General features: G+C 64.7%; 13 protein-coding genes. 10 read left to right on the top strand and 3 right to left on the bottom strand.

All coding sequences use genetic code 11. The features are described from left to right. Positions 1-19 precede the first annotated feature (19 nt). The 4 genes from FNB15_RS00485 to FNB15_RS00470 all read left to right on the top strand — a co-directional run bounded on the left by FNB15_RS00485 (position 20) and on the right by FNB15_RS00470 (position 6,551). On the top strand, positions 20-1,882 hold the full coding sequence (locus tag FNB15_RS00485) for a methyl-accepting chemotaxis protein (RefSeq protein ID WP_185973653.1): 1,863 nt from the start codon (positions 20-22) through the stop codon (positions 1,880-1,882). Between the two features lie 78 nt (positions 1,883-1,960). Continuing rightward, entirely contained in the window at positions 1,961-3,511 is a 1,551-nt protein-coding gene (locus FNB15_RS00480) for an acetolactate synthase large subunit (protein WP_144066832.1), read from the top strand. Positions 3,512-3,809: 298 nt separating this feature from the next. Beyond that, on the top strand, positions 3,810-4,328 hold the full coding sequence (locus FNB15_RS00475) for a chemotaxis protein CheW (RefSeq protein ID WP_221932707.1): 519 nt from the start codon (positions 3,810-3,812) through the stop codon (positions 4,326-4,328). Positions 4,329-4,376: 48 nt separating this feature from the next. After that, complete coding sequence (locus FNB15_RS00470; RefSeq protein ID WP_144066831.1) at positions 4,377-6,551, top strand: methyl-accepting chemotaxis protein; 2,175 nt, start codon at positions 4,377-4,379, stop codon at positions 6,549-6,551. 34 nt (positions 6,552-6,585) lie between these two features. Here FNB15_RS00470 and FNB15_RS00465 read toward each other — a convergent pair whose 3' ends face one another. After that, positions 6,586-8,244 (bottom strand): MFS transporter, encoded by a 1,659-nt coding sequence (locus tag FNB15_RS00465; RefSeq protein WP_144066830.1) that lies wholly within the window; start codon positions 8,242-8,244, stop codon positions 6,586-6,588. Positions 8,245-8,621: 377 nt separating this feature from the next. On the opposite strand from FNB15_RS00465, the gene FNB15_RS00460 reads away from it, so the two are divergent. From FNB15_RS00460 to glcF, 6 genes are all read left to right on the top strand, one after another. Beyond that, positions 8,622-10,655 (top strand): methyl-accepting chemotaxis protein, encoded by a 2,034-nt coding sequence (locus tag FNB15_RS00460; protein WP_144066829.1) that lies wholly within the window; start codon positions 8,622-8,624, stop codon positions 10,653-10,655. 142 nt (positions 10,656-10,797) lie between these two features. After that, a complete protein-coding gene (gene ykgO, locus FNB15_RS00455; protein WP_144066828.1) occupies positions 10,798-10,923 on the top strand; it encodes a type B 50S ribosomal protein L36 in 126 nt (41 codons plus the stop codon). A 134-nt stretch (positions 10,924-11,057) separates the two neighbouring features. Then, on the top strand, positions 11,058-11,813 hold the full coding sequence (locus tag FNB15_RS00450; protein WP_144066827.1) for a FadR/GntR family transcriptional regulator: 756 nt from the start codon (positions 11,058-11,060) through the stop codon (positions 11,811-11,813). A gap of 4 nt (positions 11,814-11,817) precedes the next feature. Then, entirely contained in the window at positions 11,818-13,305 is a 1,488-nt protein-coding gene (locus FNB15_RS00445; RefSeq protein ID WP_144066826.1) for an FAD-linked oxidase C-terminal domain-containing protein, read from the top strand. Positions 13,306-13,308: 3 nt separating this feature from the next. Then, positions 13,309-14,544: a glycolate oxidase subunit GlcE gene (gene glcE / locus FNB15_RS00440; protein ID WP_144066825.1), complete on the top strand. Its 1,236-nt coding sequence runs from the start codon at positions 13,309-13,311 to the stop codon at positions 14,542-14,544. 3 nt (positions 14,545-14,547) lie between these two features. Next, positions 14,548-15,855, top strand: coding sequence for a glycolate oxidase subunit GlcF (glcF, locus tag FNB15_RS00435; RefSeq protein WP_144066824.1), 1,308 nt, complete (start codon positions 14,548-14,550; stop codon positions 15,853-15,855). Here glcF and FNB15_RS00430 read toward each other — a convergent pair. After that, positions 15,845-16,066, bottom strand: a complete 222-nt coding sequence (locus tag FNB15_RS00430) for a hypothetical protein (protein WP_144066823.1) — start codon at positions 16,064-16,066, stop codon at positions 15,845-15,847. The genes glcF and FNB15_RS00430 overlap by 11 nt on opposite strands. Before the next feature lie 138 nt (positions 16,067-16,204). Beyond that, positions 16,205-17,095 carry an AraC family transcriptional regulator gene (locus FNB15_RS00425; RefSeq protein WP_144066822.1) on the bottom strand — a complete coding sequence of 297 codons (891 nt, stop codon included), beginning with the start codon at positions 17,093-17,095 and terminating at the stop codon, positions 16,205-16,207. Positions 17,096-17,167: the final 72 nt, after the last annotated feature.

Here is a 17,167-nt window from a genome sequence, read left to right as displayed (position 1 = left end):
AGGCGGAAAGCGGAGTGGCTTGCGGCTCAGTCTGGCCGTTAAACTCGGCCTGGTCATCGCCCTGATCCTGTGTGTGATGGTTGGCGGCACGGTGTTCCTGCAGTTGAAACTGCGGCTGGAGGCAACGCTTGCCGATTTTCGCAACAGCAATCAGCAGTTGGCTACACTGGTGGCCCAGCAGATTTCCGGCGGCGTACGCTGGAACAAGCCGGAGACGATCCAGCCGGCGCTGGAAAGCCTGGCGCAGTTCGAGGGCTCTGCGCTGGCCAATGCGGTAGTGTTCGATGTCGGCCAGAAAGTCATTCTTGAATTCGAGAGCAAGGCTTTCCCGCCCAACCGCGAGGTGGCGAACCTGATCACGCCGGCGCTGGTGCAGACGCTGAAATCCGGTCAGCCGGTCTCGGCGATCAGTGCCACGCATTATATCGTCGCCGTGCCGGTCACTGCCGGACGCGACAAGGAGTATGTCGGAACGATGGCACTGGCGCTCAGCCTGGCCAACCTTGAGGCCGGCTACGCGCGTGATTCACAGCGTGCCGTCGTCCTCGGTGGCGGATTGCTGCTGGCGCTCATGGTGGCGCTGATGCTCGGCACGATGCTGCTGGTCAGCCGGCCGCTGCGCAAGATCACCGCCACCATCACCGACCTGGTCGGTGGCCGGCAGGATGTGGTCATCCCGAGCCTTCAGCGCGGTGACGAAGTTGGCGATATCGCCCGCAGCCTCGACATCTTCAAGGCGCAGATCGTGCAGAATCAGGCGCTGCAGCTCGAACGCAGCCAGGCCCAGGCCGAACAGCTCGCTGAACGCGAGCGCAACGAAGCGGATCGCGCGCGTCAGGAGGAAGCCCTCGACCGCTCGGTGGCCAAGGTCATCGATGCTGCCGTGCGCGGGCATCTGGGCGATCGTATCGAAACAGCCAACCTGAATGGCGCGGTCGGCCGCATCGCCGAGGGGATCAATCGTCTGCTCACGGTGACCGACAACTCACTGCAGCAGATCAGCGCCATGCTGGCAGGCATGACCGACGGCGATCTGTCGCGGCGCATCAGTGGTGATTTTTCCGGTGTGTTCGCCCGCATCCAGAACGATGCGAACGGCACGGCCGAGAAGCTGACCGACATCGCCGGCCGACTGAGCGAGACCGCGCGCACCGTGCGCGATGCCTCGGGGGAAATTTCATCCGGCAGCCAGGATCTGGCCAGCCGCACGGAATCGCAGGCCGCCAGCATCGAAGAGACGGCCGCGTCGATGCACGAAATAACCACCACCGTGAAACAGAATGCCGACAACGCCCAGGCTGCCAATCAGCTGGCAGTGGTGGCGCGCGACACCGCAGAGAAGGGCGGCAGCGTGGTGGCCAATGCGGTCTCGGCGGTCACGCAGATCGAAACCAGTGCACAGAAGATTTCCGACATCGTCGGCCTGATCGACGAAATCGCGTTCCAGACCAACCTGCTGGCACTCAATGCTTCGGTGGAGGCAGCTCGCGCCGGTGAAGCCGGCAAGGGCTTTGCCGTGGTGGCGCAGGAAGTGCGTGCGCTGGCGCAGCGTTCCGCCAATGCGTCGAAGGACATCAAGGCGCTGATCTCGGAATCGAACAGTCAGGTCAAGACCGGGGCTGCGCTGGTGAACCAGACCGGTCAGTCGCTGACCGAGATCGTGAGTTCCATCAAGAAGGTGAGCGACATCGTTGCCGAGATCGCCGCGGCCTCGCGCGAGCAGGCCACGGGTCTGGAGCAGGTCAACACGGCGGTCGGCCAGATGGACGAAATGACGCAGCGCAACGGCGCATTGGTCGAACAGACTTCGGCCTCGGCGCAGTCGCTGGCCGGCGAAGCGCAGCGTCTGGCGGAACTGGTGAGCTTTTTTAAGGCGGGCTGAGTTTTCCGGGCGTCAGAGCCTTGCTCCCCATGCTGACGATCTGATTTCATCAATCGGATCGAAGATGTGGAGATATTCATGAACGGCGCTGAAAGCCTCGTCCGCACCCTGGTTGCTTCCGGCGTCGATACCTGCTTCGCCAATCCCGGCACCTCCGAGATGCACTTCGTCGCGGCGCTCGATCATGTGCCCGGCATCCGTTGCGTGCTTGGCCTGCAGGAAAACGTGGTGACCGGCGCGGCCGACGGCTACTGGCGCATGCTGCACAAGCCGGCGGCGACGCTGCTGCATCTCGGCCCCGGCCTCGCCAATGGCCTGGCCAACCTGCACAACGCGCGTAAGGCCAATTCCGGCATCGTCAACGTGGTGGGCGAACATGCCACCTATCATCTGCAGTATGATGCGCCGCTGACCTCGGATATCGACGGCATCGCCCGTCCGGTCTCGCAATGGATCGGCCGCGCCAAGGCCGCACATGACGTGGCCAAGCTGGGCGCCGAAGCGGTGACGGTGGCACGCAGCGGGTCAGGCAAGATCGCCACCATGGTGCTGCCGGCGGATACCGCCTGGACCGAGGTGACCGGCCCGGCGCCGGCCGTGGCACCGCCGCCGCGCGCCAGGGTGGACGACAGCGCGATCATCGCTGCTGCTGCGGCGCTGAAGAAAGCCGGGTCGCGCGGCATGCTGGTGCTTGGCGGCCATGGCCTGTTGCGGCCCTGCCTCGAGGTGGCTGCGCGCATCGCCGCGGTTACCGGCTGCAGACTTTCCAATCCCGGCGCCAGTGCGCGCATGGAACGCGGCGGCGACCTGCCGCGCGTCGGCCGTGTGCCCTATATCCTGTCGCAGGCGCTGGCCTATCTGAAAGACACCGACGAGATGGTGCTGGTCGGCTGCCGCCGTCCGGTCGCTTTCTTCGCCTATCCGGACCAGCCCAGCCTGCTGACGCCCGATCACTGTCGCATCACGCCGGTCGCGGACGTGGATGACGATCTGCTCGATGCGCTGGAGCGCCTGGCCGATGCACTGAAGGCGCCGAAAGGGAAGGTCGAGGGGCCCGCGCCGCTGCCTGAGCCGGCGCTGCCCGAGGGCGGCGTCAGCGTGGAAAAGATCGCCGCCGCCATCGCCGCGCTGATTCCTGACCATGCGATCGTGCTGGATGAATCGCTGACCTCGGGGCGCGGCATCTTCGCGGCCAGCGAAGCCTCGGGTCCGCATGACTGGCTGCAGAATATGGGCGGCTCGATCGGCTACAGCCTGCCGATGGCGGTCGGCTGCGCTGTGGCCTGTCCTGACCGGAAGGTGGTGGCGCTGACCGGCGACGGCAGCGCCTTCTATACGCTGCAGGCGCTGTGGAGCATGGCGCGCGAGCAGCTCAACATCACCGTCGTGATTTTTGCCAACCGCACCTACAACATCCTGCGCGGCGAACTCACCAATGTGGGTGTGGCCAATCCGGGGCCGCGCGCCGTCGACATGCTGACGCTCGACCGCCCCGACCCGGACTGGGTGGCCCTGGCCAAGGGGCATGGCGTTTCCGCCGTCCGCGTCACCGAGATGGGCGATTTCAGCCGGGCTTTCGCCGCGGCTCTCGAAACCCGGGGACCACAACTCGTTGAGTTGGTTTTCTGAACTCGCCACTAGCTTTGGTAGGGGAGTCGCCTCAGAGTGCTAAACACTTGATAACACTCGGGCGTTAAGCCCGATTCCGTTTGCAGCTTTACCGGAAATTTGCCAATCATATTTATGGTTTCCCTGAAGTGGCGGGCGCGTCAGGCCTGCTGCCGGTTCCGATCGCCGAAGGGTTCAGCCATAGCACTCGCCCCACCGGGCATGCGCCGTCCTTTGTTACCGGGGGCGGCGTTTCTAACCAGATTTCGAGGCGCCGCCGCAGAAGAGCGACCCGCGCGACAACAGAAGGTGCCAGTCCATGTCCATGCCCGCGACCGTTTCGGCTTCCGCTCTGCCCGCCACTGCCGACAGGGCCGGTGCTCTTCTCGGCGGTAGCCAGGAAGTGCTCACCTTCACCATCGGCGACCAGAATTACGGCCTCGACCTGCTCAGCGTTCGCGAAATCCGCGCATGGACCGACGTGACGCCGCTGCCCAACACGCCGCCCTTCGTGCGCGGTGTCATCAACCTGCGCGGCGCCGTGGTGCCGATCTTCGATCTGCGCGTCCGCCTCGGCGGCGGCGTGACCCAGGCGACCAGCGCCAATGTCGTCATCGTCGTCGAGATCGGCAGCGAGTCGGTCGGTCTGCTGGTCGATACCGTGTCCGACATTCTCGCGCTCGACGCCTCGGCTTTGCAGCCGGTGCCGGCCACGGCTGCCGACGAGGAACACACTTTCCTCAGCGCACTGGCGACGCATGAAGACCGCATGGTCGCGCTGCTCGACGTGAACCGCCTGTTCAGCCGCGGCGTGCCGTCGGTGTCTGCCGCCGCCTGACAAAGCGCCAACCGGTCAGGTTGGCGTTAGCACTGATTCGGGGGGATCATGCTGAAGACCATGCGTTTGCGTGGGCGACTTGTCGCCTGCATTGTCGTCGTTTCTGCCATGGCCGTGATAGCTGCAGTCGCGCCGTCGCTGTTCGTCATGGATGGCCTGGTCGACCGGGCCGAACAGCGCGAACTGCGCAGCTATTACGAAAACATCACTGCGGCCGTCGGCGCTGAAGCCGCCAAAGCCACGGCGCTCAGCGCCCTGGTGGCGAATATGCCGGATGTGCAGGCTGCGATGGCGGCCGGAGAGCGCGACCGGCTCGCCAAGATGCTCGTGCCGTCCTTCCAGGCGCTGCGCAAGGATTACGGCGCAGTGCAGATGCAGTTCCACACACCGCCGGCAACGTCCTTCCTGCGCGTGCACCGGCCGGACCGCTTCGGCGACGACCTGTCGTCCTTCCGCCACACCGTCGTTGCGACCAACGCCAGCAGGAAGCCGACTCAGGGGCTCGAATTCGGTGTCGAGGGGTTGGGTGTGCGCGGCATGGTACCAATGCTGCATGATGGAAAGCATATCGGCTCTTTCGAGTTCGGTATGTCCTTCGGCCAGTTCTTCTTCGACAGCTTCAAGCAGCGCTACGGCGTAGATGTGGCGCTGTTCGTCCAGGATAAGGACGGCATGAAGCGGTTTGCCGGCACTTTCGAGGATGCAGCTCTCACGCGTCCGGAGGATTTATCTGCGGCTCTGGGTGGTCAGATGATCGTGCGGCGGGCCGATACGACCGCTGGTCCACGCACCATGCTGATCGGTGCCGTGCGCGATTATTCCGACAAGCCGTTTGGTTCCGTCGTCATTGTCATGGATTCTACCGACTATACGGCCACTGTCTCTCGCGCGCATCTGATCACGATTGCCATCGGGCTGGCCGCGGTGCTGGTGGGTGCTGCGGTTGCCTGGTTCTTCGGCCGCAGCATATCCACGCCGATCACCGCCATGACAGATGTGATGCAGCGGGTATCGGCGGGCGATCTGCAGACAGCGTTGCCATACCAGGAACGTCGCGACGAGGTCGGCGAGATGGCACGTGCAGTGGCCGTGTTCAAACGCGGCGCAGAGGAGAAACTTGACCTTGAGCGTGCCCAGGAAGTCGAACGGGCGCAGTTTGCGGCCGACCGCGAGGCACAGGAACGGCGCTTCGAGCAGGCCATAGGCCAGGTGGTGGCCGCAGCCGCGGAAGGCGATCTTTCGCGGCGCGTCGAACTGGCCGGACTGAGTGGCGTGATGCAGCGTGTCGGCCAGTCGGTCAACGACATGATTGCCCGGACAAATGCTGTGACCGGCCAGCTTGCCGAAGTCACTGGAGCATTGAGTACCGGAGATTTGACGAGGGAAGTCAGCGGCGAGTATCAGGGCGTATTCGGCCGGCTCAGGGACAGCGCCAATGGCATGGCCGAACGCCTGCGCGACTTTGCCCGGCGACTGGCGGAAAACGCCGAGGCGGTAAAGACGGCTTCGGCTGAAATTTCGACCGGCAGCCAGGATCTGGCAAGCCGGACTGAAAGCCAGGCGGCCTCCATCGAGGAAACTGCGGCTTCGATGCATGAGATCACGACCACGGTGAAGCATAACGCCGACAACGCCCAGGCCGCCAACCAGCTGGCGGTGGCGGCGCGCGATACCGCCGAAAAGGGCGGCAGTGTGGTGAGTGATGCCGTTGCCGCGGTCAGCCGCATCGAGGACAGCGCCCGCAAGATTGCCGATATCGTCGGTCTGATCGACGAGATCGCCTTCCAGACCAATCTGCTGGCACTCAACGCCTCGGTGGAAGCCGCCCGCGCCGGCGAGGCCGGCAAGGGGTTTGCCGTGGTGGCACAGGAGGTGCGTGGACTGGCGCAGCGCTCGGCCAATGCCTCGAAGGACATCAAGGCGCTGATTGCGGAATCTAATGTGCAGGTCAGGACCGGCGCCGCGCTCGTCAATCAGACCGGCACGTCGCTGACCGAGATCGTCACGGCGATCAAGAAAGTGTCGGATATCGTTGCCGAGATCGCTGCCGCTTCGCGCGAGCAGGCCACCGGTCTCGACCAGATCAACACGGCTGTCGGCAGCATGGACGAAATGACCCAGCGCAATGGCGCCCTGGTGGAAGAGACTTCAGCCTCCGCGCAGGCGCTGGCGAGTCAGGCCGCCGAACTGGCCACGCTGGTGCGCTTCTTCCGGCTCGGTTAGTGGTTGCAGAGTCTCCCGAAACACTTTCCCGAATTTAAGGCAGTTCCGGATTGTGCTTGAGCAGGATGTCTTCGGTCGGCGGCACCGTCTGACGCTCGATCCAGCGATGCACGCGCGGGCCTTCGCCCTGATGCAGTTTGCGCAGCTGTTCCATCACTTCGGCATCCGCCTTGGTGCGCCGCGAATTGTGCCGGATATAGTCCAGCCAGGTCGGGACGTGATAGGACTCCGTCCACAACTCGGTATCCTCGACATGGCGCAGCAGCGCCCAGCGCTGCGCGCCGTCGCGTAAGCGGATGCGGCGGCGGCGCGTCATCACGGCGAGAAACTCGTCCACGTCCTGATGGCGGATGCGGTATTCCACCATCACGAAAATCGGGCCGCTCTGCGGTTTGATGTCCAGCCCGGTGGCGGGGGCCTGGAACTGGCCCAGCGGGTCGAGGTCGACCGAGACGACATTCTGTAAAGTGAAGCGCAAACCTGCAGCCGCGCAGAGCAGCAGGCCAAGGCCACCCGTGACCAGCGCGGTCGACACGCTATGGGCATCGGCGAGTGAGCCCCAGAGCCAGCTGCCGATGGCCAGGCCGCCGAAATTGGTCACCTGGTAAAGCGCGATGGCGCGGCCGACCACCCAGCGCGGCGCCGAGAGCTGCACCGAGATATTGAACAGCGACAGCGTGATCACCCAGCAGGCGCCGGCCGGAATGAGCGCGACAAAGCTGAGATAGATATTGCTGCTGAGGCCGAGCGTGACGGTCGCGGCCATCGAGATCAGGCAGGCCGCCCGCGTGATGGTTTCATCCGTCAGCATCCGGCGCACGCGGGCATTGATCAGGGCGCCCAGAATGGCGCCGACGCCGAAAGTGCCGAGCAGGCCGCCATAGGTCAGCGCGCCCGCACCGAGCAGGTCGCGTGCGACGACAGGCAGCAGGGCCAGCACCGACACCGCGCAGGAACTGAACAGGATGGTCCTGAACAGCACGACCATGATCTGCGGTGACATCGACACATAACGCAGGCCGGCCGACATGGCGCTGAGGAAGTCCTCGCGGGGCAGATCCGACTTCGCCGTGTCGGGTTTCCATTTCGCCAGAACCCAGATGATCGGCAGGTAGGTGAATGCGTTGAAGAGGAAGGACAGCGTGACACCCAGCGTGGCGACGATGGTGCCGCCGATGGCGGGACCGATGCTGCGCGTGGCGTTGAAACCCATGTTGTTGAGGATCACGGCGGCCGAGAGGGTGTCGCGCGGCACGGTATCGCGGACGCTGGCCTGCCAGGACGGGTTGTTGATCGCCGAGCCCGTACCGATCAGGAAGGTCAGCCCGAGCAGCAGCCAGGGTGTGATCCAGTCGAAATACACCGCAGCGGCCAGGATGAGCGAAAAGACCAGCATCGCGACTTGGGCACCGAGCATGACATGGCGGCGGTCGAAATTGTCGGCCAGCGCGCCCGCCGCCAGGGCAAAGAGCATGACAGGCAGCGCATTCATGCCCTGGACGAGCGCGACCAGGCTGGCCGATCCGCTGATGGTCATCATGACCCAGCTGGCGCCGATGGTCTGGACCAGCACGCCGATATTCGAGATCAGCGAAGCCGTCCAGAACAGCCGGAACGTCCGGTGCTGGAATGGCGCGAAAGTACCGACCGGAGTGATGGCCGGAGTGGTGGGGGGCGTGGGGGCTTGGCTCATAACTCGGTGTGCTGGCGCGTGGCAACGCGGGAGGGCGGGACGTTAAGGCGCTGAATTTCCTGAACAGTGCCTGGAAAGTATAGCCGAACGTCCGGGAGGGGGGATGCGGTTCGTGCCGGAATGATTATGGCCCGTTTCGGGCCTGACGACCGGCGGGAGGTTTGGCCGGTCGCTCCTGCCCGCATCCGGCGAAATCAGGATGATCCGTATACAATTCAATCCGGAGATGTGCCCTTTTAAAGGTTGCGCGTAGGGGTGAAACGGCGTCCAGATATTTGGGAAATCCGGTGTATCTGATTGTTAACCTCGGATTTTCAAATATTTGTGGCAGAATATCTCAATTGTGAGTCTCGCTGAATAAACTGGGGGGAAGTCCCATGTCGTTTGCGTCGAACCTGAAAATCGGTCCCCGGGTACTCGCTGTCGTTGCGCTGCTCGCCATTGCCGCCGCCGCCATTGGCACGATGGGTGTCATTTCCCTCGACCGCTTCGAGCGCCAGACCAACGTCATGGAAAGCATCGCCAAGCAGACCCAGTACGGCGAGCGGCTCAATGCCCTGGTCTATGCCGTGGTGATGGATTCCCGTGGCGTCTACATGTCAGCCGACCCCGCTGCCGCCCGACCCTATTCGGCCGGTATCGTCCGCTTTACCGGTGAAATCGAAACCGTGCTGAAGGACTGGGCTGCTCTGCTCGGCCCGCAGGCCGGCAACAGCGATGAGGCCAAGCAGTTCATCGCCACGGTCAACCAGTTCATCCAGTTCCGTCGCGAACTGGCCAGGCTCGGCCTTGAGGGCAAGCCGGGCGAGGCACGCGAATACGGCGACAACGACACCAACCGCGCCAACCGCCAGGCGGTCAATCGCCTGATCGACGGCGTCACCAAGCGCAATGCCGAACGCGTGGTCGAAGTCAGCACCGGACTGACCACCTATTACAATGCTCAGCGTCCGCTGCTGATCACGATCACTGTTGCCGCGATTGCCGTGTCGGTCGCGCTGGCACTCTATATCGTCATTGCCACCCTGACGCGGCCGATCAGCCGCATCACCGGCGTGATGAATACGCTGGCGACCGGCGATACGGGTGTTGCAGTGACCGGCAGCGAACGCCGCGACGAGATCGGCGAAATGGCCAAGGCCGTGCAGGTGTTCAAGGACAGCATGATTGCCCGCGAGGCCGCCGAATCCGAGATCGCGCAGCAGCGCGAGGAAGCCGAACGCCGCCGCATCGAGCAGCAGGCGCGCGAGAAGGCTGCCGGCGAGGAGATTGCCGCGCTGGTCAACAAAGTGGCCGATGGCGATCTGACCGGCCGGATCAATGAAAGCGGCAAGGATGGCTTCTTCCTGTCCACCAGCCAGGAGCTCAACCGTCTGGCGGCCACGCTGCAGACCATGGCCGGCGAACTGGCTGAGGTGATGGGCGCCATGGCGCATGGCGACGTGACGCGCAGCGTGCGGGGCGAATATCACGGCGTGTTTGGTCAGCTGAAATCCAGCGCCAACGGCATGGCCGAGCGCCTGCGTGAGTTTGCCGGTCGCCTGACCCAAACGACGCAGTCGGTGAAGGCGGCGTCGACCGAAATCTCGACCGGCAGCCAGGACCTGGCGCAGCGCACGGAATCGCAGGCCGCTTCGATCGAGGAAACCGCTGCCTCGATGCACGAGATCACCACCACGGTGAAGCAGAATGCGGACAATGCGCAGGCAGCCAACCAGCTGGCGGTCGCCGCGCGCGACACCGCCGAAAAGGGCGGCAGCGTGGTCCGGGATGCGGTCACCGCCGTGACGCAGATCGAGGCAAGCGCACAGAAGATCAGCGACATCGTCGGCCTGATCGACGAGATCGCGTTCCAGACCAATCTGCTGGCATTGAATGCGTCTGTCGAAGCGGCGCGTGCCGGTGAAGCCGGCAAGGGCTTTGCCGTTGTCGCGCAGGAAGTGCGCGCGCTGGCGCAGCGGTCTGCCAATGCCTCGAAGGACATCAAATCGCTGATCTCGGAATCCAATGCGCAGGTCAAGACCGGTGCCACGCTGGTCAACCAGACCGGCGGCTCGCTGACCGACATCGTCAACGCCATCAAGAAGGTGAGCGATATCGTCGCCGAGATCGCGGCCGCCTCGCGCGAGCAGGCCACCGGCCTCGACCAGATCAACACCGCCGTGGGCAGCATGGACGAAATGACCCAGCGCAACGCAGCCCTGGTGGAAGAAACCACGGCCGCCGCCCAGAGCCTGAATACCCAGGCCGGGCAGCTCGCCGAACTGGTCGGCTTCTTCAAGGTGGCGGGCGGCATGCCTGCTGCTGCCCAGGCTGCAGCCCCGCGCAGCCCGGCACCAGCGCAGCGCAAGGCGACTCCGGCTGCCCCTGCGGCGGCGCCTGCAAGCGGCGAGGATTGGCAGGAATTCTAAGGCTTTAGCTCTTCTGCGGGCCGGGCCATTTCGGGTGGGTTTCCCGGTTGACAGTCCGGGGACCCGCCGGTATGTTCCGGCCCACTTTTCCGCCGGGCGGGTGAAGACTGCGTCCGGTTTTTCGTTACTGAGGTCAGGTATCATGAAGGTCGTGAATTCCCTCAAGTCGGCCAAGGGCCGCCACCGCGATTGCCGCGTCGTGCGCCGCAAGGGCCGCGTCTACGTGATCAACAAGACCAACCCGCGCTTCAAGGCGCGCCAGGGTTAATCAGACTGGGGCCGAACGCCCCGGTTTGTCCGGTTTTTCAAACGGCCCGGCTGCTCTGCAGCCGGGCCGTTTTGTTTTGCCCTGAGATGCGCCTGGCTGTATAAATTTGTCAGACAACCTGACAAATTTATCCCATGACGACCCCGCCCCTGCCGACCGACTCCGAGCTGCCCCGGGCGACCGGCCTGAGCGCCACGCTGGCCGGACGGCTGGCGGCCCTGATTCATGCCGGCGACCTTGGCCCCGGCGACCGGCTGCCGACCGAAAAGCAGCTGGTCGAGCGGTTTGCGGTCAGCCGCGCCGTGGTGCGCGAGGCGATCGCCCGGCTGAAGACCGACGGTTTTGTCGAGAGCCGGCAGGGCTCCGGTGCCTTCGTGGCGGCGAAACCCGGCCTGGCCAATTTCCGCATTGTCGCCCAGAGTAAGGGGACCGGCCAGCTCGACACGGCTGATCTCGCCCATGTCTTCGAACTGCGCGGCGTGATCGAGGTCGGCATGGCCGAGCTGGCGGCGCAGCGCCGCACCAAGGCCGATATCGCAGCCCTCGATGCTGCCTTCATGCAGATGCAGCAGGCGCTGGAGCAGGGCGGAGACGGTGCCGATGCCGATGATGCCTTCCATGCCGCCATCGCGACGGCGGCGCATAACCCCTATCTGGCGCAGTTCGCCGCGTTTCTGGCGCAGCACTTTTCCGCCACTCGCCGGCTGACCTGGCAGCCCGAGGCGCGCCAGAGCGGCAGCACCCTGGCCGCGCAGGCCGAACATCTCGACCTCGTGAAAGCCATCCTGCAGGGCAATGCCGAAGCGGCAGGGTTTGCGGCGCGCCGCCATATCGCAGGTGCCGCCGCGCGCTATCAGGCTGCGCAACCAGCCCAGAAGAAAAAGGGGTAACGCCATGCTGATGCCGGCGCCGGAACAGGACATCATCGCCCAGCGGCTCGACCTGATCGCAGCACTCCGCCGCATCGTGCCGGGCGAGGGCGTGATCGCCGACGAGACATCCCTGCGCGCCTTCGAATGCGACGGGCTGACCGCCTATCGTCAGTTGCCGCTGGTGGCCGTGTTGCCCAGCAACGTGCAGCAGGTGGCCGAGGTGATGAAGCTCTGCAACGCGCGCGGCGTGAAGATCGTACCGCGCGGCGCCGGCACGTCGCTGTCGGGCGGTGCGCTGCCGCTGGCCGATGGCGTGCTGCTGGGTCTTGGCAAGTTCAACAAGGTGCTGGATATCGACTGGGACAACCGCTGCGCCGTGGTGCAGCCCGGCGTCACCAATCTCGGCATCACCCGCGCGGTCGAGCATCGCGGTTTCTACTATGCGCCGGACCCGAGCAGCCAGATCGCCTGCACCATCGGCGGCAATGTGGCGGAGAATTCCGGCGGCGTGCATTGCCTGAAATACGGCCTGACCACCAACAACATTCTCGGCGTCGAAATGGTGCTGATGAACGGCGACATCGTGCGGCTGGGCGGCAAGCATCTCGATGCCGAAGGCTATGACCTGATGGGCATCATCTGCGGTTCGGAAGGCCTGCTCGGCGTCATCACCGAAGTGACGGTGCGGATTCTCCCCAAGCCGACAACGCAGCGCGCCGTGCTGGCCGGCTTCCCCACGTCAGAGTCGGCCGGCAACTGCGTGGCGCGGATCATCGCGTCGGGCATCATCCCCGGCGGCATGGAAATGATGGATCGCCCCGCCATTCACGCGGCGGAGGATTTTGTCCATGCCGGCTATCCGCGCGATGTCGAAGCGCTGTTGATCATCGAGCTGGATGGCCCGCCGGCGGAAGTGGATGACCTGCTGCTGCGCGTGAAGGACATCGCCGAACGCTGCGGCTCGGTGTCCTTGCGCGTGTCGCAGAACGAAGACGAGCGGCTGGCGTTCTGGGCCGGGCGCAAGGCGGCATTCCCCGCGGTCGGTCGCATCTCGCCGGATTACCTCTGCATGGACGGCACCATCCCGCGCAAGACCCTGCCGCTGGTGCTGACCCGCATGGGACAGCTGTCGGAAAAATACGGCCTGCGCGTGGCAAATGTGTTCCATGCCGGCGACGGCAACCTGCATCCGCTGATCCTCTACGATGCCAACAATCCGGGCGAACTGGCGCGCGCCGAGGAATTCGGTGCTGATATCCTGCGGCTCTGCGTCGAGGTTGGCGGCGTGCTGACCGGCGAGCATGGCGTGGGCGTGGAAAAGCGCGACCTGATGCCGGCAATGTTCAGCGAGGCCGATCTGGCACAGCAGATGCGCGTCAAATGCGCCTTCGATCCCAACCACCGCCTCAATCCCGGCAAGGTCTTCCCCGTGCTGCATCGTTGCGCCGAACTCGGACGCATGCATGTGCATAAGGGGCAGCTGGCCTTTCCGGATCTGCCGAGATTCTGAACCATGCCTGAAACCTTCATTCCCTCGGGCACCACCGACGTTGCCGATCTGATCAAATGGGCGGCCGCCGAAGGCAAGCCGCTCAGCCTGCATGGCCATCGCAGCAAGGCCGGCCTCGGCCGCCCGGCGCAGACGGAATATGCGCTGGATATCGGTCGGCTCAGCGGGATTCTGGACTACGAAGCCGCCGAGCTGGTGCTGACCCTGCGGCCGGGCACGCTGGTCTCCGATGTCGAGAAACTGCTCGGCGCCAGCAACCAGATGCTGGCCTTTGAGCCGCCCGACTACGGCCCGCTCTGGGGCGGGCCTGCTTCACGCGGCACCATCGGTGGCGCGATCGGTTGCAACCTCGCCGGTCCGCGTCGCTTCAAGGCTGGTGCGGTGCGCGATCATCTGCTCGGCTTTGCCGGCGTGTCCGGGCGTGGCGAGATATTCAAGGCCGGCGCGAAAGTCGTGAAGAACGTCACCGGCTACGACCTGCCGAAGCTGGTCTGCGGCGCCTACGGCACGCTGGTGGCGCTCACCGAAGTGACGCTGAAGGTGCTGCCTGCGCCGGAAAAGACTCGCACCGTGCTGATCTTCGGCCTCGACGACACGAAAGCAATTCAGGCGCTGTCGGCCGCCGCCACCTCGCCGCATGAAGTGGCGGGTCTGGCTCATCTGCCGGCCGGCATCGCCGCGCAATCCGGCGTCGGCTATGTCGCCAAGGCGGGCACCGCCATCACCGCGATCCGCATCGAGGGCACGGATGTGTCGGTGAAGGCGCGCTGCGAGGCGTTGCGTGACCTGCTCGGCGGTTATGGCCCGCTGGAAGAACTGCATTCGATGAATTCAGCCTGGCTGTGGCGTGAAATTCGCGATGTGGCTGCCTTTGCCCTGCCGCAGGATCGCGTGCTGTGGCGCCTGTCGGTGCCGCCGATGAACGGGCCGATTGTCACTGCCACCATCACGGCGGCAGAGCCGGATGCGCGGTTCTTCTACGACTGGGCCGGCGGCCTGATCTGGCTGACGCTGCCGCACGCACACGACGCCCATGCCGCACTGGTGCGCAATGCGGTGGCCGCGCAGGGCGGCGGCCATGCCATGCTGTTCCGCGCCGATCTCGCCACACGCGCCGCCGTGCCGGTGTTCCAGCCGCAGCCGGAAGCTTTGGCCGCGCTGTCGCGTCGCGTGAAGGACAGCTTCGATCCGATGAATATCCTCAATCCGGGCCGCATGGCGCCCAGCGCGGGAGCCTGAGCCATGCAAACCTCCTTCACCCTTGCCCAGCTCGCCGATCCCGGCATTGCCGCGTCGAACGAGATTCTGCGCAAATGCGTGCATTGCGGCTTCTGCACCGCGACCTGCCCGACCTATGTGCTGCTCGGCGATGAGCGCGACTCCCCCAGGGGCCGCATTTACCTGATCAAGCAGATGCTGGAGGGCGGACAGGACGCCACGGAAGAAACCGTGCGCCATGTCGATCGCTGCCTGTCCTGCCTCAGTTGCATGACGACCTGCCCGAGCAGTGTGAACTACATGCATCTGGTCGATCATGCCCGCGCGCATATCGAAGAGACTTACAAACGTCCGCTGATGGACCGGCTGCTGCGCAACGTGCTGGCGCGCGTGCTGCCCAATCCCGGGCTGTTCCGCTTCAGCCTGCGCCTCGCGAAGGTCGGCAAGCTGTTTGCCTTTATGTTGCCGAAGAAACTGAAAGCCATGGTGGCGCTGGCGCCGGCATCATTACCGCCGGCGTCCGACGTGGATCGCCCGCAGGTGTTCAAAGCCGGGGGCGAACGGCGCATGCGCGTGGCGATGCTGACCGGCTGCGCCCAGCGCGTGCTCGACCCCGAGATCAATGCTGCCACAATTCGCCTGCTGACGCGGCATGGCTGCGAGGTGGTAGTCGCGCAGGGGGCCGGCTGCTGCGGGGCGTTGACACATCATATGGGCAAGGAGGACGACGCCCATGCCAAGGCGAAAGCGAATATTGCCGCCTGGACCGCCGAACTCGAGGGCGAGGGACTGGATGCGGTGGTGATCAATGCCTCGGGTTGCGGCACCACCGTGAAAGACTACGGCTTCATGCTGCGCAGCGATCCAGCCTGGGCAGACAGGGCGGCGAAGATTGGCGCGCTGACCAGGGACATCACCGAGGTGATGCATGATCTCGGCCTGAAGCCCGTCGCCGGGCTGCCGGCCGTGACGGTGGCCTATCACAGCGCCTGTTCACTGCAGCATGGCCAGAAGATCACGGCTTTGCCCAAGCAGTTGCTCAGCCAGGCTGGCTTCACAGTGAAGGATGTGCCGGAAGCGCATCTGTGCTGTGGCTCGGCGGGCACTTACAATCTGCTGCAGCCGGAATTGTCGGCGCAGTTGCGCGACCGCAAGGTGAAGAATATCGCCTCGACCAATGCGGATGCAGTGGCGGCCGGCAATATCGGATGTCTGGTACAGATCAGTTCAGGGCTGAATCAGCCGGTGCTGCATACGGTGCAGCTACTCGACTGGGCCACCGGTGGGCCAGCGCCGAAAAGCCTCGCCGGGAAAACCGCGATTACTTCTTGACGGGCTGCGCCGACTGTTCGGCGCGGGCGCGGCACTGCGTCTCGGCCACCATGCGCTGCTGCTCGGTCAGCTTCTGACCAGCCTTCAGGCCGCTGCGGATATCACGCATGCAGGCTTCAGTGGCGGCCGCAATGCTGTCCTGCGCCTGCGCGGCAAAGAACGGCGTGGCAGTGGCAATCAGCAGGGCGAGAGCGAAAACGTAACCGCGCATGGCGTCTGATCCTGAAATAAAATGGGCGTAACCGCGCCCTTGTAAGCGATGCTGGCCGGAAAAAGAAATAATTTTTCGATCACTATGCGGATCGGGCCGGTGGGGCTGAACCGCACATATTAGATTGAGTGTATTCCGTCAGGCGGCAATCAACCGGCCGTGGGCGGCGCGGAAATGTCCGGGGCTGGCGCCAAATTGCGCGCGGAAGCCGGCGTTGAACGTCGACAGATCACCGAAGCCGGCATCGAAGGCAATGCTGCTGACCGGCGCGGTGCTGTTGCACAGCTGCTGCGCCGCCCGGCGCAGTCGCAGGCCGAGCAGATACTGATGCGGCGTCACGCCGGTGCTGCGCCGGAAGCTGCGCAGGAAATGGTATTTGCTCATGCAGGCGACAGCCGCCAGCGTCGTCAGGTCCAACGGCTCGGCAGCATGGATTTCGATATGGCGCAGCACGCGGCTGATGCGGCGGCTGTCGGCCGGCGACAGCAGGACCGAGCGGGCATTGCCACCGGCCGCGGCCTGCACCACGGCTTCCGCCATGTCGATGGCCAGTTCTTCTACCGCCATGCGATCGGGCAGGCGGGGGCTGGCAGCCAGCGCTGCCATTTCCGCCATCGGCCGGTTGAGCGATTTCAGCGCCGGCAGCATCGCGGCCGAAAAGCGGAAGCGGCTGTTGCTCGCCGTGCTGGCAGCGATCTCTTCGAACAGCGCCGGACTGAACTGCAGGCTGACGCAGCGGTCGCCACTGCCATGTTCATGGCCGCATTCATAGCAGGCACCAATATTTCCCAGCATCACCGCGCCGGGATAGAGCAGGGCGCGGCCGCTGTCGCAACGATACTGGAAAGACCCTTCCAGCACCGCGGCGATGGCCACGCTGGCATGCCGTTCCTCGAAGGGGCGATCCTGCGGCCCGGCCCGGCAGACGAACTCGTTCAGCGTCCAGTCCGCGTCGCGCGCGATGACGCGTGCGGCCGGCACAGGGTTGGCCGGCTGGACGGCAGAGGCGATGTCGGACAGTTCGGGCATGGGGCCAAGAATAGCAATTTTCCCCAAGCCCGGGAACCGGAGACCGGGGCATGGTGTGCCCCCGGCGCGGAC

The sequence above is a fragment of the Ferrovibrio terrae genome, assembly GCF_007197755.1.
GTDB lineage: Bacteria > Pseudomonadota > Alphaproteobacteria > Ferrovibrionales > Ferrovibrionaceae > Ferrovibrio > Ferrovibrio terrae.
The sequence above is the reverse complement of the archived record's forward strand: the minus strand, read 5'-3'. Positions and strand labels throughout refer to the sequence as shown.